The following is a 23,460-nucleotide window of genomic DNA, read 5'->3' on the forward strand; positions in this document are numbered from 1 at the left end:
TCCAGAAAGGGTCTCCCCTTATTTATTGATTTTTTTATGTTTCAGTTTCAAATATCGTTGTTTTGGAGCGATAAAGAAGCTAATGAGAAAGAAACTGGCAGATGTGAGCACGATGCTCGATCCTGCTGCGAGATTGAAGCTATAGCCGATAAAGAGTCCCACAACAGAAGCTAGGGCTCCGAGACTTGATGAAAGGAAAATCATGCTCTTTAGGCTATTAGCATAAAGGTAAGCTGTCGCAGCTGGAGTGATTAGCATGGCCACGATAAGAATGGTTCCAACACTTTGCATGGCGGTGACAGACACAAGGGTCAAGAGCACCATGAGCAGATAGTGGTAGAAATTGACAGGCATTCCCATGGCTTTAGCCAGGAGCTCGTCAAAGGATGTAATCAATAGTTGTTTAAAGAAAATCCCGATAATCAAGAGAATGATTGCCCCCACACCAATGGTAATCCACATGTCCATGTCTTGGACAGCGAGGATATTCCCGAAAAGGATATGGAAGAGGTCTGTCGAACTCTTGGCAACACTAATCAAGATGACACCTAGGGCTAAGAAAGATGAAAAGGTAATACCAATGGCAGTGTCACTCTTGATGATAGAGTTTCCCTTGATGTAGGTAATGATGATGGAGGCCATCAAGCCAAAGATGATGGCTCCAATAAAGAAATCAATTCCTAGGATAAAGGAAAGGGCTACGCCGGGCAAAACTGCGTGAGAGATAGCATCTCCCATGAGAGACATCCCACGTAGGATGATAAAACATCCCACGGCTCCAGCAACCACTCCGATGACTATAGCTGTTATCAAGGCGTTTTGTAGGAAATGGAAATGTTGCAATCCATCGATAAATTCTGCTATCATAGGTCACCTCCATTGAAAAAGAGTTTGCTACCGTAGGCCTTCTTAAGATTGGCTTCGGTAAAGGTTTCTTTAGTCGGACCAAGGTCTATTAATTCTCGATTGAGAAGCAAAACTTGATCGAAATAATGGGGGACTTTGCTGAGGTCATGATGGACGATGAGAACTGTTTTACCAGCTTTTTTAAGGTCTCTCAGCGTGTTCATGATAATCTCTTCACTAACCGAATCAATCCCGACAAATGGCTCATCTAGAAAGATGTAGTCAGCTTCCTGCACTAAGCAGCGGGCAATCAACACACGTTGAAATTGTCCGCCGGAGAGCTGGCTGATTTGGTGATCAGCATAGTCTGAGAGCCCAACGATTTCAAGTGCATCTGCCACTTTTTTCCAGTGACTAGCCTTTAAGGTGTGAAAGAGTGGGATGGATGGATAGAGTCCCAGAGAGACGCATTCCTTGACCTTGATAGGGAAATTGTAGTCGATATGGATTTTTTGCTCGACATAGGCAACTCGATGTAAAGATTTCTTGAATTCTTTGTCATCGAGAAAGGCCTGACCTTCATGTGGGATAATTCCCAACATACTTTTTAATAAAGTTGATTTTCCAGCACCGTTTGGACCAATAATCCCGGTAATAGTTGGTCCTTGGAGCACTAGTGAAATATCCTTTAGTGCCAACGTTTCTTTGTAGGAGACACTGAGGTTTTCGATACGTATCATACAGTTGTATTCCTCCTGTCTTTTAATATACCTTAAAAAAAAAATTAAGTCAAGTTAATTTTTGAAAAATTTAAAATAATAACTGAAAAATGAAGTGAAAAGAGAGACCATTTTTAATTGCATTCCCAAGTGTTTTTTGCTAAGCTAAGAATAAGTGAAAAAATGAAAGCGAGAACAAGATGACACGTTATCAAGACGATTTTTATGATGCAATCAATGGCGAATGGGAAAAAACAGCTGTCATTCCAGCTGACAAATCTCGAACAGGTGGTTTTATTGACCTTGACGAGGAAATTGAAGAGTTGATGCTGGCGACTACGGACAAGTGGTTGGTCGGTGAAGAGGTCCCAGAGGATGCTATCCTCGCAAACTTTGTTAAGTACCATCGTATGGTACGCGATTTTGACAAGAGAGAAGCTGATGGGATTAAGCCTGTTTTGCCAATGCTCAAGGAATACCAAGATTTGGAGAGCTTTGCAGATTTCACCAGCAAATTGGCAGAATTTGAACTAGCAGGCAAGCCAAACTTCCTTCCATTTGGTGTATCACCAGACTTTATGGATGCCAGAATCAATGTTCTTTGGGCCAGTGCACCAGGAACTATCTTGCCAGATACGACTTACTATGCTGAAGACCATCCTCAACGTGAGGAGCTCTTGAATCTTTGGAAGGAAAGTACTACGAATCTTCTCAAAGCCTATGATTTTTCAGATGAGGAAATCGCAGACTTACTAGAGAAACGATTGGAATTGGACCGTCGCATTGCGGCTGTGGTGCTTTCTAACGAAGAAAGTTCAGAGTATGCCAAACTATACCATCCATACGCTTATGAAGATTTCAAGAAATTCGCTCCTGCCCTACCTTTGGATGATTTCTTCCAAGCAGTCCTTGGACAAACTCCAGATAAGGTTATCGTAGACGAAGAACGTTTCTGGCAAGCAGCAGAGCAATTCTATAGTGAAGAAGCGTGGCCTCTACTCAAAGCAACCTTGATTTTGGGTGTGGTCAATCTATCAACAAGCTATCTCACAGATGAGATTCGTATCTTGTCAGGTGCCTACGGACGTGCCCTTTCAGGTGTGCCAGAAGCACAGGACAAGGTCAAGGCAGCTTATCACTTGGCTCAAGGTCCTTTCAATCAGGCTCTTGGCCTCTGGTATGCGCATGAAAAATTCTCCCCAGAAGCCAAGGCTGATGTAGAGAAAAAAGTAGCGACTATGATTGACATTTATAAGGAACGCTTGGCCAAGAACGACTGGCTCACGCCTGAAACGCGAGATAAGGCCATTGTCAAACTCAATGTCATCAAGCCTTATATCGGTTATCCAGAGGAATTGCCAGAACGCTACAAGGACAAAGTAGTGGATGAAACTGCCAGTCTCTTTGAGAATGCCCTAGCCTTTACGCGTGTGGAAATCAAGCACAGCTTGAGCAAGTGGAACCAACCGGTTGACTACAAGGAGTGGGGTATGCCAGCTCATATGGTCAATGCCTACTACAATCCGCAGAAAAACTTGATTGTCTTCCCAGCTGCCATTTTACAGGCTCCATTCTATGATTTGCATCAGTCGTCTTCAGCTAACTACGGTGGTATTGGTGCTGTTATTGCCCATGAAATCTCTCATGCCTTTGACACAAATGGTGCGTCCTTTGATGAAAATGGTAGCCTCCAGGATTGGTGGACAGAGAGTGACTATACTGCTTTCAAAGAAAAAACACAAAAAGTTATCGACCAGTTTGATGGGCAAGAATCTTACGGTGCAAGAATCAACGGGAAACTAACTGTGTCTGAAAACGTTGCTGACTTGGGAGGAATTGCTGCAGCCCTTGAAGCTGCTAAGAGAGAACCAGACTTCTCAGCTGAAGAATTCTTCCACAACTTTGCTCGTATCTGGCGTATGAAAGGTCGTCCTGAGTTGATGAAGCTCATGGCCAGTGTCGATGTGCACGCGCCTGCAAAACTCCGTGTCAATGTGCAAGTACCAAACTTCGATGACTTCTTTACAACATACGATGTCAAAGAAGGCGACGGCATGTGGCGTTCACCAGAGGACCGTGTGATTATTTGGTAAAGTAAGTCCTTAATCAAGTATCATCTTGGGATTAATGATTCATTTTTGAAGTTTATCCATCTGAAAATGCAATGCTATCGAGGTTAACATGAAGAAATTTTTAATGACGCTTTCAGCTATTCTTTCGATTTCAGTTTTAGCATCTTGTGGTCTCAATAAAAATAGGAACAATACAGAACCTTCATCTGCACTATCATCTGTCTCCAAAGACGATAAGACTAGTGTATCAACAGAAGCAAAGGCTGAAAATACTAGTGACTCGTCAACCAAGGAATCGCAATCGACTGCTGAAAATAAGAAAGAAACCAGACAAGATTTATATAAAGAAGTGATTGAACGCTATAAACACTTTATAGACCTTTTAAAACAAGGTAATAGAGAAGATTTATACAAGGAAAATAAACAAGATAAGATTACTTCAGAAGAACATGGCCTAGTTTTCTCTCGAATGGATTATCATAATGCACCCGATTGGAAATACGCAATTGTTGATTTGAATAAGGATGGTCAAGACGAGTTGCTTATTGGTGATGAAAAATTTGTTTCAGCCATTTATTATTTGGAAAATCAACAACCTAGCTTACTTCACACAGCATATATAGCTTCTGCAGGTGGTTTTCGCTCAGGATTTGATATTTATGAAAATGGTCAAGTCTCTTATGCAGACTGGCAGTCAACTCGTCCAGAAATGAACCTGTCTCTATATTCGTTCGATAAAAACGGAGTGCAGAAGATTAAAGAAGCAACTATTCAAATCGGTGGCAATGAAAAAGCAGAGCAAGTTTTAGATATTTCTTCTGAAAAGCTTGATTTGTCTAACATTGACTGGAAAGAATTGAATCCGGCTAATTAGTTTTGAATTATTTTTCTAGTCAATATTGATTCTTCTGAGCAAATATTGACATAGAAATAGAAGCTACACAAAAACCAAGGAAATTATCCTTGGTTTTTTGCTTGCTAGAAAAAGGGATTAAAGGTCTTTTCGTGAGCGATAGTCGTAGCTGGACCATGCCCAGGATAGACATCGTAGTTAGGAAGTGTGAAGAGCTGCGTCTGAATGCTATGGAGGAGTTGTTCCGTGCTACCGGTAGGAAGATCGGTCCGTCCGATGGTTTCGCGGAATAGGGCATCTCCCGTCAAGACTAGATGAGCATCAGGAAAGACCAGGGAAACACCGCCAATAGAGTGCCCTGGGGTCGGTAGAACTGTAAAACGAAATTCCTCAAGCTGGTATTCCTCATGAAAGACAAAGGTGTGCTCTGCTGGTTTTGCGACCACGTCTGCCATATCATCATGACGAGGGAGACCAGAGAGATTATCTACAGGTGTATAAAGCCAGCTAGCTTCACTCTCTGCTACATAAACTGGGGGATTTCCAAAAGTATCACGAACCAAGTCCAGACTCATAATATGGTCGTAGTGGGTGTGGGTCAGGAGAATCGCGCAGACTGGTTTGTTGATTTTTTCGATAGTCTTGCGAATAGCTTCCCAATGGCTACCTGGGTCAACCACAATCAGGTGTTGGTCCCCTTCTAGGTAATAAGTGTTTTCATAGGCAACGGGATTCACGGTTTTATGGATTTTCATACTGGCTCCAATCTCAAAGAATGTACTAAACTAAGTATAGCATAGAAGAGGGAAATAAAGTGAAAAGAAAGTCCCTCTTTTGTGTTAGAGGGACAATGATCTTATTTAAACTTGAAACCTTCGTAAATGAGTTTTGCTTTGGGATTCTTTTTCTTAATTTGCTTGGCAAGGGCCTTCATCATAGGAAGAGGTCCACACATATAGACTGTAGTCTGGTCAGGGATTTCTTCTTGATCCAAAGTCAGGTATCCTTTTTCATTGCTATCGACTAGCTGCAGGTCAAAGTTAGCATTTTGATGGGCGTAGTCACGAAGTAAATCTAGGTAGACAGCATTTTCCTCCCCACGGAAACTATAGTAGAAACGAACGTTCCTGTCTAGGATATGATGCTCCCGGATATAAGAGATGAAAGGTGTCATTCCAATTCCACCTGCGATCCAGATTTGCTGTTTTGGATCATGTTCCATAGTCATATGCCCATAGGCGCGATCAACTGCAACCTTGCTACCAACTTGAAGATTGTCATAGATATTCTTGGTGTGGTCACCGGAGTTTTTTATCGTAAAATAAAGAGTTCGTCCTTGTCCTCCAGAGATGGAGAAAGGGTGTGGAGCAGTCTCAAAACCTTTTTGGAAAATTTTTAGAAAGGCAAATTGTCCATATTCGTAGGTGAAAGGATGACTAAGTTCTATTTCAATTTCAGTCGTATCGTGGTTGAGGCGTTTGATTCCTACGATTTTTCCAAGATAGGTGAAACCGACCTTTTGATAAAGGAAAATAATATAAAAACCTGCAAGTAAGCCTAAAAGAGCATAGATTCCAAAGATAAGACCTAGGAAACTAAAGGAGAGGAGACGATTTCCCATAATCATCAAAACATGAAAAAGGCCAAAGATATAGGCTAGATAAACCAATCGATGAATCCATCTCCAAGCTTCATACTGGATGTACTGTCCCAGATAGGCAACCAGAACAATGCTGATAAAGATATAGATGGCGATATTTCCAAACTGGGCGGCCAAATGCGAGCCCCAGAGACCACCCATGCTAAAGTTGTGTAGGGTTAGTAGGAGAATGGATAGAAAAGCAGTGAATTTATGAGCTAGATACATCTTTTCAAGTCCGTTAAACCAAGCCTCAAGCAAGGGTAAACGGCTAGCTAGTATAAAAGTAAGTGAGAGGGTAGTGAGAGCTAAACCAGGGATTAGAAACTGACTAGCGCCTGAACTGAGCCAAGCTAGAATGGTCAGAAGCATACTAAGTCCGATAAATAAAATACCTTTTAATGATTTCATAGTAGAAGTCCTTTCATGTATTATCTTATATTTGATGTAATAAGGTTTGTTACATTTTAACAAAAAAAGAATCTGTAGTCAAGGTTTAGAATCTAGGCCTCTAAGTCAAATCTTCATGATAATCTATAAATAACGGCTAAGAAATATACTGTTAAATTTGTGCACTTCTTATAGAAAATTTTTTGTTATAACAATGTAAGGGTGGGAAAATTTAACTTCTACAAGACTCTAAAAATAAATTGATACATTAAAGTGTATTTTATTTAATTATAAGATAAACAGCTCTGGGAATTTAAACGCTGTAAATTTAAATGAACATTGGTTTTTTAAATTATTTACCATTAAATCATTTTTGTATTTTTCTAAAATAAAATTATTAAAAATATTGAAAAAGAGAACAGAAAATGTTAGTATGAATATGCATATTGAATATGAGGATATAATCCTTTTGAAATATCAAAATTTAAAACCCTTTTTATGGAGAGAAAGAAGTTTTGTTTTTTCTATATTTCAATATCAACATGATAAAAATAGGGAGGTTGTGTATCTTATGAAGAGTGGAAAACAGGATTTTAGAATGGAGAAATACATTCGATATGGGATTCGAAAGTATAGTTTAGGAGTAGCATCAGTAGCAATTTCAGCAGGTTTGATGTTTTTGGGCAATGGAGCAGTATCAGCGATGGAACTTCAAGGAACAGATACTACGCTTGTTTCAACATCGACAGTGAATACGGAATCTTCTACGGAAACAAAAACACCTGAAAATTCGATAAAAAAAGAAAAAGAAGTTGCCCTTAAGACGGTTGATAAAACGGATTTAGTTAAAAAAATTACAGAACTTGAAGAGAAAGTAAAAACAGCAAAGAATATAGATGACTTGGTACTAACATCTGCTAAAGAACTATTAGATTCTGCGAAATCTGTCATCTCAAAAGAGATAGTTGAGCAAGAGGAAGTGGATACTGAACTTGCTAAGATTAAGGATTTAATTACGGTATTTGCTGAGTCTGTCGAGGTTGGGAAAATAACGGAATCTACAGAAAAAGCAGAAGAAACAAAAGAAACAGAAGAAACTGTCAAACCAGTCCAAGAAGGTAAAAAAGTCTTAGAACAAGTTACTTCTGAAGCTGAGGTAACCAATGTTTTAGCAACTGAAGCAGTCCGGAAAAATAAGCTTGAGGGTCAAAACAAAGCGGCAATTGAGGCGGCGATAGCTAATAATAAGGAAGTTATTGCAGAAACTAAAAAAGTCTTAGCGAATGATGCCCTTACAGCTAAACAAATCAATGATCAATTGTCTCGCTTAAATGAATCTATTCTTGCTGTCTACAATGATCTGAAGAAAGCGGGTGTTGGAAAAGACGGGAGTTTTGGAGTAGCTTTGGCTGCTCAAGATTTCTATGCTGAAGAAGGGACAAATGTCTCTCGTGTCTCAGAAATAAATGCTTCAAATCATACAGGTAAGGATACCTATACGATTCCAGTCCAAGAAATTAAATTAATTACAGGTACTGATGCTACAGGGTTAGAGATAGAAGTCTATTCTAATCAGCGAGTTGGCAATGATACAAATGCTGGAAATGGGATGCATACAGAACAAGGTGGAAAAACTGGTCATAATAACAAAGGACGTGTAGACTATCCATTAACTCCTGATGCTGCTAAAAAATTAGCAGAAGAAGCACCTCTTTGGAGAAACAAACTTCGTGCGGATGGGTCAAGAATTTCAAATGCTGCAACTTCGATTTACTCTGCTAATGGTGGCTATGAATATTTAGCTACAGAAATTTATGGCTATGGTTATGAACAAGGAATTGATTGTGTATATATTAAAGGTTTGAAAAATCGTATTGCTGTTTCTGAAAGTGCCAAGCAAGCTGGTTGGAGTTTAACTTCTGTAACCCCAACTAACCTTGTGCCGGGCTTGACATACGATTCAGAAACAGACACAATTCAAGGAAAAGTTATAGCGGATATTGAAAATGGAGTTTATGATTTACGATTTAATATTACTGCGACCAATACAGATGGTCGAACAGTAACTTTCCAAATTCAGAATCTTCGTGCTGGTTGGGTCGGGTGGCAAGATAGCACGCCTCCTAAAATAAAGTCAGACTCTGAGCGTTATGATCGTAAAGTAGGTGATGATGCTAATGTAAACATTCAATTCTATGACGAATCAGGTGCTAGTGCAACACCAGCAAATAGTCGAGGAACTTATAACTACACGACGGTTGAAGGAAAAGTTGTAAGAGTGCCTCAAAGATTTTCTAGAGCAGTGACAGGAGTTTCAGGATATAACACCATTGGTGAACAATTAGATGATTCTAAAGTCCTAATTCCAGGTACTAGCTATAGTGTTGCAAACAGTACTTCTGATGAGCAAGCTGCTGATCAAACGAATATGGGGAGAGGAATCATTTCTGGAAAATTAACTGAAGCAGGAATTTACACAGTCTCCGTATTTGCAAAAGATTATGATAAATTGGCTAATAATAATGTCTGGAACCAATCTGGACAAGAAGCACATGCTACTGTAACATTAGTCGTGAAACCAAAGGTTGAGGTTCAAAACGTTGAAACTTACTCAACAGTGGTACCAGTTAAAATTTCTAAAGGTGCATCAAGTGCTAAGGTAACAATGCCTGATGGTACTGTAACCAATCTAAAAGCAGTTAATGGCAAATGGCTCGTAGACAGTGCTTCAACCAACACAGCTGTTTCTGAAAATCAAGAATTAGGTATTGTAGATTCCGATACAGTCTTTAATATTCCTGTGACATCAGAGGCGACTGCCAAAGTTGGTGTGGACAATATTAAAGTCGACGCATCTGTTGAAAATGTTAAGGGGACTTTCTTACGTGAACAAGTTGAGTTAAATGGAACGGATGGGCAAAAACATACTGCTACTTTTAATAAGGCTACCGGACACTGGGAGTTATCGGGCGACTATGCTGAAAGTAAAACACTGAATGGTGATGGTACGACAAGATGGACTAAACGTCAAGTGTATACAGAAGCTCAGCAAGACGGTGGTATGAAATTTTATATCTATGAGTACATCCGACAGCTGGATAGTGCTGGGAAAGTGATAAGTGTCGAAACGCCAACTCGTCCAGAAACGATTTATGTTTCTAAGAATACTAATCAGGTAGGAGATGGAATGTCAGTAACTGTCACTTACGATAAACATTCAAATATCTGGGCGTCGTCTGATGGAACAGAAGTGACTGCTACTAAGCTAGGAAATGACTCTTGGGAAGTTCATACTAAGTCAGGATTTGGTGGTATTATTAGAGGGACAATTGCCACAAATACGGGTGTGGCAACGGTTATAAATACAAAACCAACAGCATCTTCAAAAGATTATACTTCAACAAAAGGTACAGCTGTTGACCTTCGTAATGAAGCAAAAGCTGCAGTAAGCATCTCAGACTCTGAAGATACTAAATATGGAAAAACTACCTATATCACTCGAATCACAGTAACATCGCCTTCAGGAATTCAAAAAGTATTTGATACCAAACAAGATGCAAATAACTATAATATTGCTAGTGGATATAGCTTAAATGAAGTAGGAGTATATACTGTTAAGATTGATGTTATTGATAGTAATGGAAATTATACTACTGAAGCAACAATCGGTGGAACTGAGTCGGGAGTTGACCATGGAGTTGATTCATCAACCGCTACAACAACCTACCATATTACAGTAACTGATACGATTGAAGGACATAATGTGACTTCGACTGATATTCAAGGTGCTACTCAAAAAGGAACTCCAACCTTTACATCTGTTGGAGATGGATCACCAGTAAAACCAAGTGCTTCTTCGCCTGCTAAGTTAGTAGATCCAAAAACAGGTGGATTTGTTGATACTCTAACAATTGATGGTCAGGGTATCTACTCAATTGATAATGAAACAGGCAGAGTAACCTTTGTTCCATTGAAGACATTTACAGGTACAGCAACACCTGTCACAGTTTCACTTACTGCAAAATTAGGAAAAGATGCTAATGATTCTGATATTACAGCAACTGCTACAGCAACGTATACTCCAACTGTAATACCTGTTAAACCAACTTCTACAGATGATGAATCTGAAGGTCCTAAAGGGCAAACACAAAACGGTACACCAACTTTTACTGGTGGTAAAGTTACAATAAATGGTGTAGAGAAGACTGTTGAAATTGATGAAAAAGTAAAACCAACCTTTAATGATGGCACGACTAAGAAAGTTGTTCAGGGAGAAGGAACTTATACCATTGATGAAAATGGTGTGGTAACTTTCACACCAGAAAAAGACTTTGTTGGGAAGACTTCAGGAGTTACAGTCAAACGAGTTGATAAGAACGGAACAGAAATAACTGCAAAATACACTCCAACTGTACGTCCAATTACTTCATTTGTAGATACTAAGGGGAATACATTAGTTCCAACCGAAGACGGTGAACAACCTAAGAAAGATATTCCAGGCTACCGCTTCGTAGAGACCAAGAAACTTCCAAACGGTGACACAGAACATGTCTACGAAAAAGTGAAGACCAGTCATAAGGATAAGGAAGGCAATGAAATTCCAGGACATCCAACCGAAGACGGTGAACAACCGAAGAAAGATATCCCAGGCTACCGCTTCGTAGAGACTAAGAAACTGCCAAATGGTGACACAGAACACGTTTATGAGAAGGTTAAGACTAGTCATAAGGATAAGGAAGGGAATGAAATTCCAGGTCATCCAACCGAAGACGGTGAACAACCTAAGAAGGATATTCCAGGCTACCGCTTCGTAGAGACTAAGAAACTTCCAAACGGCGACACGGAACATGTCTACGAAAAAGTTGTTACTGCCCCTCAACAAAAACCGACTGAGCAATCTCCAACTACTAAAGCAACCAAAGAATTACCTAATACTGGTACGGAAGATCATGCAGCTTTGGCAGCTCTAGGAGTACTTGGTTTGATGAGCGGATTTGGACTTGTGTCTCGCAAGAAAAAAGAAGACTAATTCTATACTCGAAATTCTAAATAGTGTCCATTAGTTTCTTAAACAAAAAACCAACTAACCTAATGATTAGTTGGTTTTTGTCTATTCTCGATTTTTCCAAGCTTGGTAGCGGGTGTCGATCAAGAGTTGGGTTAGTCGTCCCATGGTTTCTCTTTCTTCGGGAGTGAGGGATTGAGCTTGGACAAAGAGATGGCGAATGTGTTCAATGACCTTGAAGGAAGAAAGAACGTTGATAGAAGAGATGCCTGCATCGAGAATGATTCCAAAAAAGAGGTCAAAGTAGAGTTGCAGTTCCGTATCAGGGACCGTCTCAACCCATTCCTTGAAAGTAGTGTCGACTTGCTGGCTGTCACTATTGGTCTCGTCCAGTTGGACAAAGTGCTTGTCTTCAACCTGCCAACTAAAGGTGTCGTGCTGAGCAAGGCCACCTAAGGCAGTGCTTCGAACAACGATTTTTTTATCCGGAATTTCCAGCATCATCCCGATGATAGAACCTTGTGGGACAAACACTTTCGTTCTTTCCATCATGTTTTGATAGCCTGATGTTTCGGTTAGTTCCTTGTGAAGTCCAGGTGCATCAAAAGTATAGACAGCGATAATGTTTTTCTGCAAGTTTGGATCAAGTTGACTGGCGGCATAAACAGCTAGATTGCCCCCTTTTGAGTGTCCCGCTAGGACAATCTTTTGGTTAGGATGTTGGGCAAAAAAGTTCTCTAAATACTGGAGGGCATGTTTTTGAGCAGGGATTTCCTTCATATAGGTCATATGGAAATCTTCTTTCCAACCAATGATGCTGTCATCCGTTCCGCGAAAAACAAGCAAATAAGTATCGAGACTGATACGATAAGTCATGGCCGCAAACTGTTTTTGTAATTCAGGATCGATATCGTTGATAAAGTCTGAGAGCTTGCAATTTTTAAAGCGTTTGTGTTGAGCGAGTTGATCCAACAACTGGAGACGGTTTTTATTGGTCAACATCGTCGTTTCTCTAGGAATTTGGGGTGCTAGATCTATGAGACGCTTTGGTTCTTGGGTGACTACATCATCGAAAGCAAGATAGGTTAATTCAGTCAAGGCAAGAACATCTAACTCATTCACGGGGAGGTCATAAAAGGAATCGTATGCTACATCATTTAAGTAGTCAAAAATATTTGCCATAAAAGCTCCTTTCTCTATGTTTATCCTATCACATTTACCTAGAATTAGCTAGTAGGGTTTGATTGAAATACATAGAAGATAGATTGCTCCTATTTCAAACCTCTAAACGAGCTTACTTGTATGTTATTGCTATCAATCCCATTTTCCTTTAAAAAATTCTTCATCTCTTTAACATCATCAGGCTGACCTGTGATGAGATAGCTGGCTTGATTGCCGTATTCATCAATAGCACGTTTTAAAAATTCTTGACTTTGAGAAAAATCATCGCTAGTTTTATAAGTAAAATTCGGTTTTTTTTGAGCCAGTTCTTTCATCTCATTATCGAAAACAGTAACTCCTTTATCAAAATGGTTGAGAATAATCGGAGATTTACCAGCCCATTCTTTGATGAGGGGACGTAAAGTAGAAATACCAACATCAGATGCAAAGCAAACTAGTGGCTGATTCGTATCTTTAATGGTTAAAGAGGAATCCAACCAACTCATCTCAATCTCACTGCCAGCCGGTAAATGTGTCAAGGTGTTCTTAAAGTTGCTTCCACTATTATGAGTCAAAATGAGAATTTCATCTTCATCAGGTGTGGAGGCAATGGTTAGCCATCGACTGGTTTGCTCTCCCTTAGCTTCATATTTACTAGCAGTAGACGAGGTATCAGGGAGTGTAAACTTAGCATAAGCCCCAGCTTTCCAGATTTGATGACTCGGTTTTGTGATATGAATTAAATGTAGATCTCCGCTGGGATTTTCGATGGATTTTATCGATAATGTATGGCTTCGTCCAAGATAAGCGATGGCACCCCAAGTTATAATACATAGCGCTCCAAGTGTTGATAGAATGATAATAAACATTTTTTTACCTCTTTTCATTTTTTATGACTCCCATTCTTAATTTTATGAATGAACTATAAAATAATTCATTCATATCTTTTCAAAAAATAAAGAAATCCATTCTTTATTTTAGAACTCCTTTAATGAAGTTGGTTGCAAGTATTTCAACAGTTTTGCCAATATCTGGAAAATCATTTTCCGTGATATGCATATCCATATAGTAAAAAAGATTATAAACCTGTAAAATATTTTGAATCTTTTCTGGCGAGTACCCTTCAGTCTGCATACGATTTGTAAAAGTTTTAACTAGAAACTGATGAAAAGGATTTGCGACTTTGCCTTCTTCCGAGGAATAGTAGCTGTGCAACTCATCTGCGATGGCAGGATTGTACCATTCTGCAAGGATTTTATTGGAAGAAACGAGAGTTCTGGACTGAGCAAATAGTTGACCAATGAGGTCGATCATGTCAATTTCCCAATCCAGTTCTTCGATCATAGCTTGGCGAACACGGTTGTTTTCATCTATATAGATGTCTAGAAAAATGGCTTCTTTACTCTCGTAATAGTTATAAAAAGAACCAACTGCAACACCAGCTTGCCTAGCAATTTCTGAAATTCCTGTTGCCTTGTAACCTTTTTTCGAAAAAACTTCATAGGCTGCTGTCTTTAAAGATTGTTTTTTGTCCAATATGATTTGACCTCCTTTGCTTTATGAATGAATAGATTTATTTGTTCATTCATATTCTAACAAATCATGGCTAGCTTGTCAATAAGAAGGGTAGATCTATTAAATAAGTTAAAGAAACGCTAACTAAATGAGCACAAAAAGGAAAATATAGGATAAGGCTGGAACTATAATTAAAAATAAGGTATGATATCAGTGGGAATGTTCTCTATTTATCATCTGTTTTCTGATCTGAATTTGGGAAATAGGCTGCTAAACAGTATGAGATACTGATCCGTAAATCTGATATGAAGGGTTTTGATACTTTGAGAAATAACAAAGGAGGAGCGCATGCACAAGATTTTACTAGTAGAAGATGACCAAGTTATTCGGCAACAAGTTGGGAAACTGCTCTCTGAGTGGGGTTTTGAGGTTGTTTTGGTAGAAGATTTTATGGAAGTATTGAACCTTTTTGTTCAGTCAGAACCTCATTTGGTGCTCATGGATATTGGTCTGCCTCTTTTTAATGGTTACCACTGGTGCCAGGAGATTCGTAAGATTTCTAAGGTGCCCATCATGTTTCTCTCTTCGAGAGATCAAGCGATGGATATCGTCCTGGCGATCAATATGGGGGCAGATGACTTTGTGACCAAGCCTTTTGACCGGCAGGTGCTCCTTGCCAAGGTTCAGGGCTTGTTGCGCCGTTCCTATGAGTTTGGCCGAGATGAAAGTCTGCTAGAGTATGCGGGTGTGATCCTCAATACCAAGTCTATGGACTTGCACTATCAGGGGGAAGTTCTGAGTTTGACCAAGAATGAATTTCAAATTTTGCGGGTCTTGTTTGAACATGCTGGCAATATCGTGGCGCGTGATGACCTGATGCGGGAACTCTGGAATAGCGACTTTTTCATCGATGACAATACCTTGTCTGTCAATGTTGCTCGCCTGCGTAAAAAATTGGAGGAACAAGGATTGGCAGGCTTTATCGAAACCAAGAAAGGGATAGGATACGGACTGAAACATGCTTGATTGGAAATCATTTTTTCTAGCCTATCTGCGTTCTCGCAGTCGCATCTTTGTCTATATTTTTTCATTAGGCTTTCTCGTCCTTCTCTTTCAGTTTTTATTTGCTAGTCTAGGAACTTATTTTCTTTATTTCTTTCTGCTCAGTAGTTTTGTGACCTTCCTATTTTTGGCTTGGGATATATTTGCAGAAGCTCAGGTTTACCGGCAGGAAGTACTCTATGCTGAGCGAGCTCCCAAGTCTCCTCTGGAATGTGCGCTAGCAGAAAAGCTCGAAGAGCGTGAGTCTGAATTGTATCAAAAGAATTCTGAAGCGCAGAGCAAGCTGACGGATTTGCTTGATTACTATACCTTGTGGGTTCATCAGATAAAGACTCCCATTGCAGCGAGTCGTCTCTTGGTAGCAGAAGTCTCTGATCGGGAGGTCAAGCAGCAACTGGAACAGGAAATCTTTAAGATTGACTCCTATACCAATCTGGTGTTGCAGTATCTTCGTTTGGAAAGCTTCCACGATGACTTGGTATTTGAAAAGGTTCAAGTGGAGGTTCTGGTGAAGGAAGTGGTTCGTAAGTATGCTCTTTTTTTTATCCAAAAAGGACTGACGCTCAATCTCCATGATCTTGACAAAACCATCGTGACCGATAAGAAGTGGCTGTTGGTCGTCATTGAACAAATCCTCTCAAACAGTCTCAAGTACACCAAGGAAGGTGGGTTAGAGATTTATATGGAAGGTCAGGAGCTCTGTATCAAGGATACGGGAATCGGGATTAAAAACAGCGATGTGCTCCGAGTCTTTGAACGTGGCTTTTCAGGCTACAATGGGCGTTTGACCCAGCAGTCATCTGGACTTGGACTTTATCTATCTAAGAAAATTTCTGAAGAACTGGGTCACCAGATTCGCATCGAGTCTGAGGTCGGAAAAGGAACAACCGTACGGATTAAATTCGCTGAAGTGAAGCTCGTTATTGAGTAAACATAGATGAGAAAAAGCCTCCGATTGGAGGCTTTTGTGCTAGTTTTTTATTTCTCAACGCGTGATTTGTTGGCGATATCAGCAAGGATAGCTTGCACAAAGTCATCTACTGAGACAGTTTGTGTTTCTTTTTGGCCGTAGCGACGAACATTGACTGTTCCGTCTTCCATTTCCTTGTCACCAACGATCAATTGGTAAGGAATCTTGCTGGTTTGAGAAGCACGGATCTTGAACTGCATTTTTTCGTTGCGTTCATCCACATCAGCACGGACACCACAGTCACGGAGTTTCTTAGCCACTTCCCATGCGTAGTCTACGTGTTTTTCGTTAGAAACGGGGATGAGGGTTACTTGATGTGGTGCAAGCCATGTTGGGAAAGCACCTTTGTAGTTCTCAATCAAGATAGCTGTGAAGCGTTCCATAGTTGAAATAACCCCACGGTGAATCATAACTGGACGGTGTTCTTCACCATCAGCCCCGATGTATTTGAGGTCGAAACGTTCTGGAAGCAAGAAGTCCAGCTGGATAGTCGAAAGGGTTTCTTCTTTTCCGAGAGCAGTCTTAACTTGGATATCCAATTTTGGTCCGTAGAAGGCTGCTTCACCTTCAGCTTCAAAGTAGTCCACACCCATTTCATCAAGTGCTGCACGAAGCATGGTTTGGGCATTTTCCCACATCTCATCATTGTCAAAGTACTTGTGAGTATCTTGAGGGTCACGAAGAGAGAGACGGAAGCGGTATTCAGTCAAGTTGAAGTCTTCATAAACATCGATAATCAACTGAAGGGCACGTTGGAATTCTTCTTGGATTTGTTCTGGAGTAACAAAGAGGTGACCGTCGTTGAGAGACATTTCACGCACACGTTGAAGACCAGTGAGGGCACCAGATTTTTCATAACGGTGCATCATACCGATTTCAGCGATACGGATTGGCAATTCACGGTATGAGTGAACATGGTGTTTGAAGACTTGGATGTGGTGTGGGCAGTTCATTGGACGAAGAACAAATTCTTCCCCGTCACCCATGTCCATGGTTGGGAACATGTCTTCTTGGTAATGATCCCAGTGACCAGAAGTCTTGTAAAGCTCTACAGAAGCAAGTGGTGGAGTGTAAACGTGTTGGTAGCCAGAAGCCAACTCTTTGTCGACGATGTAGCGTTCCAATTCACGACGGATAGTCGCACCATTTGGTAACCAGAATGGAAGCCCTTGACCAACCTCTTGAGAAATCATGAAGAGGTCAAGCTCTTTACCAAGTTTACGGTGGTCACGTTCCTTAGCTTCTTCACGCATTTGAAGATAGTTCTTCAAGTCTTTCTTGTCAAACCAAGCTGTACCGTAAATTCGTTGCATCATCGCGTTGTCGCTATTTCCACGCCAGTAAGCACCAGCTACATGGAGAAGGTGGAAGATTTGGATGCGACCTGTTGACGGAACGTGTGGGCCACGGCAAAGGTCCACGTATTCACCTTGACGGTAGATAGTCAACCCCCCCTCGTCTTCTGAGTGTTCTTCAATCAATTCCAACTTGTAAGGGTCGTTTTTAAAGATTTCACGGGCCTCGTCTTTGGTTACTTTCTCACGAATAGATGGGAAGTTTTCTTTGACGATCTTCTTCATTTCTTCTTCGATACGAGGAAGGTCTTCGTTGGAGATTTGACCAGCTGTGTTATCAGTATCGTAGTAGAAGCCATCTTCAATAGCTGGACCAACTCCCAAGTGAATGTCTGGGAAAAGGCGACGAGCTGCTTGGGCAAACAAGTGAGCAGCTGAGTGGCGCAAGATTGGAAGGGCATCTTCGTGATCAGGTGTCACGATTTCGATGCTTCCATCTTCAGTGATAGCACGAGTCGTATCGATGAGTTTGCCGTTGAATTTACCAGCCAAGGCTTTTTTAGCGAGGGAATTGCTGATAGATTGGGCAATTTCAAAAGTTGTAACGCCAGATTCGAATTCACGAACAGCGCCATCTGGGAAAGTAATCTTAATCATGGTTTTCTCCTTAAAAATTTATCATATTTTATAACTGAGATTTGAAGAAGTGGGAAACTAACTATCAACAAAGAATAATAGCAGTCGATTTGCTAAATCAATTTCATTTTAGCTTTTTCAGTCTGAAAATAAAGAAAAGCGTAGAAATACATAGATAGCATACCAAGGAAAGGATAAGAGATAAGTATTGCTCTTCAGTCATTTCACCTCTCATGTATATCCTTAGTGGATAGTTTCTTATAGCATTAATCAAATAAATACCAGCAGTTAGGCTTAGAAAATATCCTGATAGGATGAGTTTCTTTTTCTTAAAAAACATTAAGATAGCAAGAAAAGGAGCAAAAAATGGCAAAAGAGGAACAAATGCAAAAAATGAAAAGACAACAATGTACTCTAACCCCCATAGACTGAGAGTTTTCATTAGCCATACATAGACGATAAGGAAGGCACAGGGAATTACCCAAGACATTGATTTATTCATATCAACCTCCATCTTCTTTTCTTAGCTATGTTTCATTTAACCTGGCAATATCTCTATTCTCCAAACAAAAAACGACATCCTAAAAGGACGTCGCAACGTGGTTCCACCTTCATTCATGTTCCTCAAAAAAGAGGGACACCTCTGATTGGCTTTAACGTGGCCACCGTTTTATGTTTGCATAAAAGTCAGTAGAGTAGTATCAGTTTAGGCTTTCTATGCGTTTCCAGCAACCACGCACTCTCTAGTAGAAAGGGACTAAGTGACTTGTCTCTATGCATTATTATAGCATGATTGCGAGAATTTTCAAGGTTTTTGTATAATTTTTTTGTTTTTCGCTCGCTGGAAGAGATGCCTGATACCCATACCAGCAGCCAAGCCAAGTAGGGCAAAGAGCTCATAGGCTAGGAAGTAAAGTAGGATGAATTCGCCAAAAGTGATGATGGTAAAGCAATAGAGCAGACCAATACCGAGTAGCCACCAAAGTGAGAAATGAAATCGATAGCTATAAAGTAGCGATACGATAAAGGTTACCAGAGGTGAAAAGAGGATGATGTTATAAATGTACAGTCCCTTCAGTGTATATGGGTCAGAGATGAGTAGAGAGAGGAGCTCATAGAGTGGCCAGTAAAAAAAAGAAAGTGACAAGGTAGTATGGGATATACTTAAGATAATTCCGCATGGCAATAGTCCTCCAATCTGGAAAAATTGAGAGATATTGTAGACCACATAATCCTAAATGAAGGGGGAATCTCTACTTGTATTATAGCACGATTTGGAGGCTCTTACAATTTAATCCAGTAATCGGTGATAGAGATCTTTTCGAGTGTTTTCTGTTATAATACTAACAAAAGAAGTAAGTGAGATTAAGGAGAAAGAATGACCAAAATAGCAGTTCTTTCAGACATACATGGAAATACGACAGCTTTAGAAGCTGTACTGGCTGATGCTAAAGCGGCAGAGGTAGACCAATACTGGCTTTTAGGGGATATTCTTATGCCAGGAACAGGACGTAGAAGGATCTTGGATCTTTTAGCAAGTTTGCCTATTACAGTAAGAGTTCTTGGAAATTGGGAGAATAGTCTCTGGCGAGGCCTGCATCGCAAGTTAGATCCTACAATAGCGAGTCATCGTTATCTCCTGCGTCAAAGTCAGTACATCTTAGAGGAGGTCAGCCCTGAAGAAATCGAAGACCTCAATAATCAACCCATACAAGTTCATCGTCAGTTTGGTGATTTGATGGTGGGAATCACACACCATCTCCCCGATAAAAACTGGGGTAGAGAGTTGATTCATACGGGAAAACAAGAAGATTTTGATAGATTGGTCACTAATCCACACGCCTCTATCGCAGTATATGGCCATATTCATCAACAGTTGCTTCGTTACGGAAGTGATGGACAGTTGATTCTTAATCCAGGTTCCATTGGACAACCTTTCTTTCTAGATGCGAAGTTGCGTAAGGACCTGCGGGCCCAGTATATGATCTTAGAGTTTGATGAAGCAGGTTTGTCTGATGTTGATTTTCGTCGAGTGGATTATGATGTGGAAGCTGAATTGCAGTTGGCTAAGGATTTGAAGCTCCCCTATTTCCAAATCTACTATGAAAGTTTGGTAAATGGGATTCACCATACTCATAACCATGAATTGTTAGGTCAGATTAGTGAACAAGAAGGTTATGACCAGGATGTTGAACTCTGGATGGAAAGAGACAAGAAAGATTGGTTTTAAGAGGATTTCTAGCTAGAAAACAGATAGTCTAGGAACTGTTGTTTTCCGATAAGTCGAACTGGATACGAATTGACGGCTTCTCAAATTTATGTTAGAATAACGGAATATAAATAATTTGAATCTCATACTAATTGATATTCAAAATAAGAGGAGACAAATAATGAAACCAGAAGAGTTACACGCTATTGCCTCGGAGTTGGGCTTGCAATTTGACGAAGATTCGCGTAGTATTTATGGCACGCAGTCAGGCTATTTATTATTCCTGCAAGAAACTGACGTGAAAAATCAGTTTCGACTTTGTGTCAGTGTGAGTTTGAATGGCAATCCTGCGGATTCAGAAGAAAACGAAATGGTTTGGGATGAGTTTAAGAGTGAATCTCTTCCAAACTTGTCGACCTTGTCTATCAACCAGTACCTTGTTTCTTTTGTCGTAAAAGGTGCCATGCGCAAATCAAAAACAATTGAAAAGTTACAGACGCTCATAACAGACCTCGTTGCATTCCTTGAAACCCATCATTTCGTCCAAGTGTGTGCCTATAGCGGTCAGGAGGGTCCCGTTGGTCTCTATCAATTAGGTGATTCAATTTTCCTTATCAACGAGGAAAGCTATCAATTGCTGAAGAGCAATCTTCAGATTGAGGTAGATTCTTATCAAAATCAAAAGGAAAATGTTCTTCTTGGAGCGGTTGGTGCCTTGCTGGGAGCCTTGATTGGTGGAGCAGTTGCTCTATTTATCGCTCGTCTAGGTTATGTAGCTATGGTAGCGGGTATTGTTCTGGGGATTTGTACCATTAAAGGATATGAAATCCTTGGAAGAAAGGTATCTCGAAAGGGAATTGTGATTTCCTCTATTTGGATGGTGATTACTGTCTTTCTAGTGAATCAAATTGATTTGGCGATGGAAGTCGTTTCCAAACTAGGGGTTGAGTTTGCCTTTGCTTTCCGAGTGGTGAACCAACTAATCTTTAGCGGTGATTTCCCAGATAACTATTTTTATAATCTAGCTATGTTAGCTGTGTTTACCTTAGTTGGTGCTGGGGTGTCTATCAGCTCAGTCTGGTCAAGTCATAAAACAAAAGGGATTGTCCGTAAAATTGCATAAAAAAAATAAGTCTTTGTATGCCCTCTACCGCTCTGGTTGCCAAGAGGGATACAGGACTTTTTGCATTGAGAAGATAATCAGTCGTTAATATTTGACTGGATAAGCAAAAAAGGTATAATGTTTATACGGGAAAAGATGAATAAAATATCAATGAAAGGAGAAGAAGATGCAAATTTCAAGCCGATTTACAATTGCGACTCATATGATGATTATTATTGCAATGCAGGATACAGATAGTAAAGTAACCAGCGATTTTCTTGCGGCTAGTGTCGGAGTCAATCCAGTCATTATCCGTAAGACTTTATCGCAACTCAAAAAAGCTGGATTGATTTCAGTTGCTCGTGGTACGGGAGGAACTGAGATAATAAAAGGCCTTCAAGAGATCAGTTTGTTGGATGTCTACCAAGCTGTAGAGTGTTTAGGAAAATCCGGTAAGCTCTTTAGTTTCCATGACAATCCAAATCCTAATTGCCCAATTGGTGCGAATATCCATGCGGTCTTGGACCAAAAGTTGTTCGATGTTCAAGCAGCTATGGAAAACCAACTGCGTCAGACAAGCCTGGCTCAGGTTGTAGCCGATGCTCAGAATAAACTATCTAAGTGAGAGGACTAAGGTTCTCTTTTTCTATTGCCATAATTATGGTACAATGTAGTCATTAAAGGAGGAGACTATGTACTTTATCACAGGATTTTTTGTCCTACTTTTTCTCGTTTCGTTTTTAAGGGACAATCGTAGTCTCTGGAATCCAGCTCTCTTGCTTTTGTCTCTGCTCTTTTCTTATATGTCCATTGCCAATTTTTTTTACGAAGCTGGGCAGAAAGAAGTGCACATGGTTTTCTTTGCAGGGATTTTTCTCCTGCTGCCTCTTTTAGTTTTTCTAAGTGGTTTTTTCCTTATTTATAATGGATTTGTGTTATTGAAAAAAGAAGGAAAATCCAAGGCAAATTATTTGTCTCTAGGATTAGGCTGCGTGATTCTATTCTTTTTTGTGATCATGGCGATTCGAGTGAGCGGTACCAAGGGCTTGTTTTACACCAATCATCTAGTGAATATTATCTTTTTCTTTTTGATTTATTCGTATTTGATTTTTGGTTTTGCCTTTGCAGGATTTCTGCTTTATTCCATTCTGTATCTTTTCATTCCTAAGAAAAAATATTATGATTTTATCATCATTCACGGAGCAGGCTTGTTGAATGGAGAAAAAGTCACTCCCTTACTGAAGAGTCGCATTGACAAGGCAGTAGAAGCTTATCACCAGTCTCTCAATCCCAATGTTAAAATCATCGCAAGTGGTGGTCAAGGTGGGGATGAGAAGATTTCCGAGGCTCAGGCAATTTGTAATTATTTGCTGGAAGAGACGGATGTTCCGAGAGAAGCGATTCTCCTAGAGGAAGACTCAACGACGACCTATGAGAATCTTCTCTTCTCAAAAGAAATGGGAGAGAAGCTGGTGGCCAGTCCACGTTTTCTCTTTGTGACCAATGATTACCATGTTTTTCGTACCAGTACCTATGCTCGCCGTATTGGGATGAAGGGAGATGGTCTTGGTTGCAGTACAGCCGCCTACTATATCCCATCGGCCTTTATCAGAGAATACATTGCTCTATGTGTGAAGATGAGATGGCTTTTTCTCGCCTTCTATATTTTATTAATTTTAGCTCTGATTTTCTCCTATAGAGGTGTTCTATGGTAATATGTAAAATTCATATTGTAATTCTTGTTAGAATCTCTAAAAAATCTTGTAGTAACCCTAAGGGAAAAATTGTCACTAGTAATGAAAGAGCAGGGTAAGTGATTGTGAGTGCGGTTTTTGGAACGGTTTCATGATTGCTCGTCAATCAATTGAACAATTTCTAACCTAGTTGCAGATTTTCAGAGAGAGTCAAAAATAGGCAACTGAATATGAGTAGACTAGAATTTTACAGTCAACGACAAATAAAAATGTGAACAGCAACAGAGGTTCA

The 23,460-nt window shown here is 40.0% G+C and carries 18 protein-coding genes and 2 pseudogenes; 9 read left to right on the forward strand and 11 right to left on the reverse strand.

Annotated features, from left to right (window positions below; translation table 11 throughout):
* Positions 1 to 18: 18 nt before the first annotated feature.
* Entirely contained in the window at positions 19 to 867 is an 849-nt protein-coding gene (locus tag Q4A91_RS00380; RefSeq protein WP_084937391.1) for a metal ABC transporter permease, read from the reverse strand.
* On the reverse strand, positions 864 to 1,586 hold the full coding sequence (locus Q4A91_RS00385) for a metal ABC transporter ATP-binding protein (protein WP_303203969.1): 723 nt from the start codon (positions 1,584 to 1,586) through the stop codon (positions 864 to 866). The genes Q4A91_RS00380 and Q4A91_RS00385 overlap by 4 nt, the downstream gene beginning before the upstream one ends.
* Positions 1,587 to 1,765: 179 nt before the next feature.
* Between Q4A91_RS00385 and Q4A91_RS00390 the strand changes: the two genes are divergently transcribed.
* Together Q4A91_RS00390 and Q4A91_RS00395 are read left to right on the forward strand one after the other, a co-directional pair.
* Positions 1,766 to 3,658, forward strand: coding sequence for a M13 family metallopeptidase (locus Q4A91_RS00390; RefSeq protein WP_303203970.1), 1,893 nt, complete (start codon positions 1,766 to 1,768; stop codon positions 3,656 to 3,658).
* 88 nt (positions 3,659 to 3,746) lie between these two features.
* Positions 3,747 to 4,511, forward strand: a complete 765-nt coding sequence (locus Q4A91_RS00395; RefSeq protein ID WP_303203971.1) for a hypothetical protein — start codon at positions 3,747 to 3,749, stop codon at positions 4,509 to 4,511.
* Positions 4,512 to 4,615: 104 nt separating this feature from the next.
* Here the strand turns inward: Q4A91_RS00395 and Q4A91_RS00400 are convergent, their stop codons facing one another.
* A complete protein-coding gene (locus Q4A91_RS00400) occupies positions 4,616 to 5,245 on the reverse strand; it encodes an MBL fold metallo-hydrolase (protein ID WP_007517726.1) in 630 nt (209 codons plus the stop codon).
* Positions 5,246 to 5,346: 101 nt separating this feature from the next.
* Positions 5,347 to 6,540 (reverse strand): oxidoreductase, encoded by a 1,194-nt coding sequence (locus Q4A91_RS00405; protein WP_303203972.1) that lies wholly within the window; start codon positions 6,538 to 6,540, stop codon positions 5,347 to 5,349.
* A gap of 550 nt (positions 6,541 to 7,090) precedes the next feature.
* Between Q4A91_RS00405 and Q4A91_RS00410 the strand changes: the two genes are divergently transcribed.
* On the forward strand, positions 7,091 to 11,548 hold the full coding sequence (locus tag Q4A91_RS00410) for a YSIRK-type signal peptide-containing protein (protein ID WP_303203973.1): 4,458 nt from the start codon (positions 7,091 to 7,093) through the stop codon (positions 11,546 to 11,548).
* An 81-nt stretch (positions 11,549 to 11,629) separates the two neighbouring features.
* On the opposite strand, the gene Q4A91_RS00415 is transcribed toward Q4A91_RS00410, so the two are convergent.
* The 3 genes from Q4A91_RS00415 to Q4A91_RS00425 all read right to left on the reverse strand — a co-directional run bounded on the left by Q4A91_RS00415 (position 11,630) and on the right by Q4A91_RS00425 (position 14,221).
* Positions 11,630 to 12,706 (reverse strand): DUF2974 domain-containing protein, encoded by a 1,077-nt coding sequence (locus tag Q4A91_RS00415; RefSeq protein ID WP_303203974.1) that lies wholly within the window; start codon positions 12,704 to 12,706, stop codon positions 11,630 to 11,632.
* An 89-nt stretch (positions 12,707 to 12,795) separates the two neighbouring features.
* Entirely contained in the window at positions 12,796 to 13,572 is a 777-nt protein-coding gene (locus tag Q4A91_RS00420) for a ferredoxin reductase (RefSeq protein WP_303203975.1), read from the reverse strand.
* A gap of 85 nt (positions 13,573 to 13,657) precedes the next feature.
* Complete coding sequence (locus Q4A91_RS00425) at positions 13,658 to 14,221, reverse strand: TetR/AcrR family transcriptional regulator (protein WP_303203976.1); 564 nt, start codon at positions 14,219 to 14,221, stop codon at positions 13,658 to 13,660.
* Between the two features lie 327 nt (positions 14,222 to 14,548).
* Here Q4A91_RS00425 and Q4A91_RS00430 point away from each other — a divergent pair, with 327 nt between their 5' ends.
* Positions 14,549 to 15,226: a response regulator transcription factor gene (locus Q4A91_RS00430; protein ID WP_303203977.1), complete on the forward strand. Its 678-nt coding sequence runs from the start codon at positions 14,549 to 14,551 to the stop codon at positions 15,224 to 15,226.
* Complete coding sequence (locus Q4A91_RS00435) at positions 15,219 to 16,193, forward strand: sensor histidine kinase (protein WP_303203978.1); 975 nt, start codon at positions 15,219 to 15,221, stop codon at positions 16,191 to 16,193. The genes Q4A91_RS00430 and Q4A91_RS00435 overlap by 8 nt, the downstream gene beginning before the upstream one ends.
* A gap of 47 nt (positions 16,194 to 16,240) precedes the next feature.
* Here the strand turns inward: Q4A91_RS00435 and thrS are convergent, their stop codons facing one another.
* The 4 genes and pseudogenes from thrS to Q4A91_RS00455 form a co-directional block, all read right to left on the reverse strand.
* Positions 16,241 to 18,184: a threonine--tRNA ligase gene (thrS, locus tag Q4A91_RS00440; RefSeq protein ID WP_303203979.1), complete on the reverse strand. Its 1,944-nt coding sequence runs from the start codon at positions 18,182 to 18,184 to the stop codon at positions 16,241 to 16,243.
* A gap of 103 nt (positions 18,185 to 18,287) precedes the next feature.
* On the reverse strand, positions 18,288 to 18,665 hold the full coding sequence (locus tag Q4A91_RS00445) for a hypothetical protein (protein ID WP_303203980.1): 378 nt from the start codon (positions 18,663 to 18,665) through the stop codon (positions 18,288 to 18,290).
* A gap of 36 nt (positions 18,666 to 18,701) precedes the next feature.
* Positions 18,702 to 18,895, reverse strand: a pseudogene (locus Q4A91_RS00450) (hypothetical protein).
* 73 nt (positions 18,896 to 18,968) lie between these two features.
* Positions 18,969 to 19,344, reverse strand: a pseudogene (locus Q4A91_RS00455) (hypothetical protein).
* A gap of 197 nt (positions 19,345 to 19,541) precedes the next feature.
* Between Q4A91_RS00455 and Q4A91_RS00460 the strand changes: the two are divergent.
* The 4 genes from Q4A91_RS00460 to Q4A91_RS00475 all read left to right on the forward strand — a co-directional run bounded on the left by Q4A91_RS00460 (position 19,542) and on the right by Q4A91_RS00475 (position 23,189).
* Positions 19,542 to 20,393: a metallophosphoesterase gene (locus tag Q4A91_RS00460; protein WP_303203981.1), complete on the forward strand. Its 852-nt coding sequence runs from the start codon at positions 19,542 to 19,544 to the stop codon at positions 20,391 to 20,393.
* A gap of 160 nt (positions 20,394 to 20,553) precedes the next feature.
* Positions 20,554 to 21,495, forward strand: coding sequence for a hypothetical protein (locus tag Q4A91_RS00465; protein WP_303203982.1), 942 nt, complete (start codon positions 20,554 to 20,556; stop codon positions 21,493 to 21,495).
* A gap of 166 nt (positions 21,496 to 21,661) precedes the next feature.
* Positions 21,662 to 22,099: an Rrf2 family transcriptional regulator gene (locus Q4A91_RS00470; protein WP_303203984.1), complete on the forward strand. Its 438-nt coding sequence runs from the start codon at positions 21,662 to 21,664 to the stop codon at positions 22,097 to 22,099.
* 67 nt (positions 22,100 to 22,166) lie between these two features.
* Positions 22,167 to 23,189: a YdcF family protein gene (locus Q4A91_RS00475; RefSeq protein WP_303203986.1), complete on the forward strand. Its 1,023-nt coding sequence runs from the start codon at positions 22,167 to 22,169 to the stop codon at positions 23,187 to 23,189.
* The last annotated feature ends 271 nt before the right edge of the window (positions 23,190 to 23,460 follow it).

Source organism: Streptococcus sp., assembly GCF_030528045.1.
Taxonomy (GTDB): Bacteria; Bacillota; Bacilli; order Lactobacillales; family Streptococcaceae; genus Streptococcus.

Coding starts and splice junctions, on each gene's coding strand:
- Q4A91_RS00380 (WP_084937391.1), bottom strand. CDS start 867: ATGATAGCAGAATTTATCGATGGATTGCAACATTTCCATTTCCTACAA.
- Q4A91_RS00385 (WP_303203969.1), bottom strand. CDS start 1,586: ATGATACGTATCGAAAACCTCAGTGTCTCCTACAAAGAAACGTTGGCA.
- Q4A91_RS00390 (WP_303203970.1), top strand. CDS start 1,766: ATGACACGTTATCAAGACGATTTTTATGATGCAATCAATGGCGAATGG.
- Q4A91_RS00395 (WP_303203971.1), top strand. CDS start 3,747: ATGAAGAAATTTTTAATGACGCTTTCAGCTATTCTTTCGATTTCAGTT.
- Q4A91_RS00400 (WP_007517726.1), bottom strand. CDS start 5,245: ATGAAAATCCATAAAACCGTGAATCCCGTTGCCTATGAAAACACTTAT.
- Q4A91_RS00405 (WP_303203972.1), bottom strand. CDS start 6,540: ATGAAATCATTAAAAGGTATTTTATTTATCGGACTTAGTATGCTTCTG.
- Q4A91_RS00410 (WP_303203973.1), top strand. CDS start 7,091: ATGAAGAGTGGAAAACAGGATTTTAGAATGGAGAAATACATTCGATAT.
- Q4A91_RS00415 (WP_303203974.1), bottom strand. CDS start 12,706: ATGGCAAATATTTTTGACTACTTAAATGATGTAGCATACGATTCCTTT.
- Q4A91_RS00420 (WP_303203975.1), bottom strand. CDS start 13,572: ATGAAAAGAGGTAAAAAAATGTTTATTATCATTCTATCAACACTTGGA.
- Q4A91_RS00430 (WP_303203977.1), top strand. CDS start 14,549: ATGCACAAGATTTTACTAGTAGAAGATGACCAAGTTATTCGGCAACAA.
- Q4A91_RS00435 (WP_303203978.1), top strand. CDS start 15,219: ATGCTTGATTGGAAATCATTTTTTCTAGCCTATCTGCGTTCTCGCAGT.
- thrS (WP_303203979.1), bottom strand. CDS start 18,184: ATGATTAAGATTACTTTCCCAGATGGCGCTGTTCGTGAATTCGAATCT.
- Q4A91_RS00445 (WP_303203980.1), bottom strand. CDS start 18,665: ATGAATAAATCAATGTCTTGGGTAATTCCCTGTGCCTTCCTTATCGTC.
- Q4A91_RS00460 (WP_303203981.1), top strand. CDS start 19,542: ATGACCAAAATAGCAGTTCTTTCAGACATACATGGAAATACGACAGCT.
- Q4A91_RS00465 (WP_303203982.1), top strand. CDS start 20,554: ATGAAACCAGAAGAGTTACACGCTATTGCCTCGGAGTTGGGCTTGCAA.
- Q4A91_RS00470 (WP_303203984.1), top strand. CDS start 21,662: ATGCAAATTTCAAGCCGATTTACAATTGCGACTCATATGATGATTATT.
- Q4A91_RS00475 (WP_303203986.1), top strand. CDS start 22,167: ATGTACTTTATCACAGGATTTTTTGTCCTACTTTTTCTCGTTTCGTTT.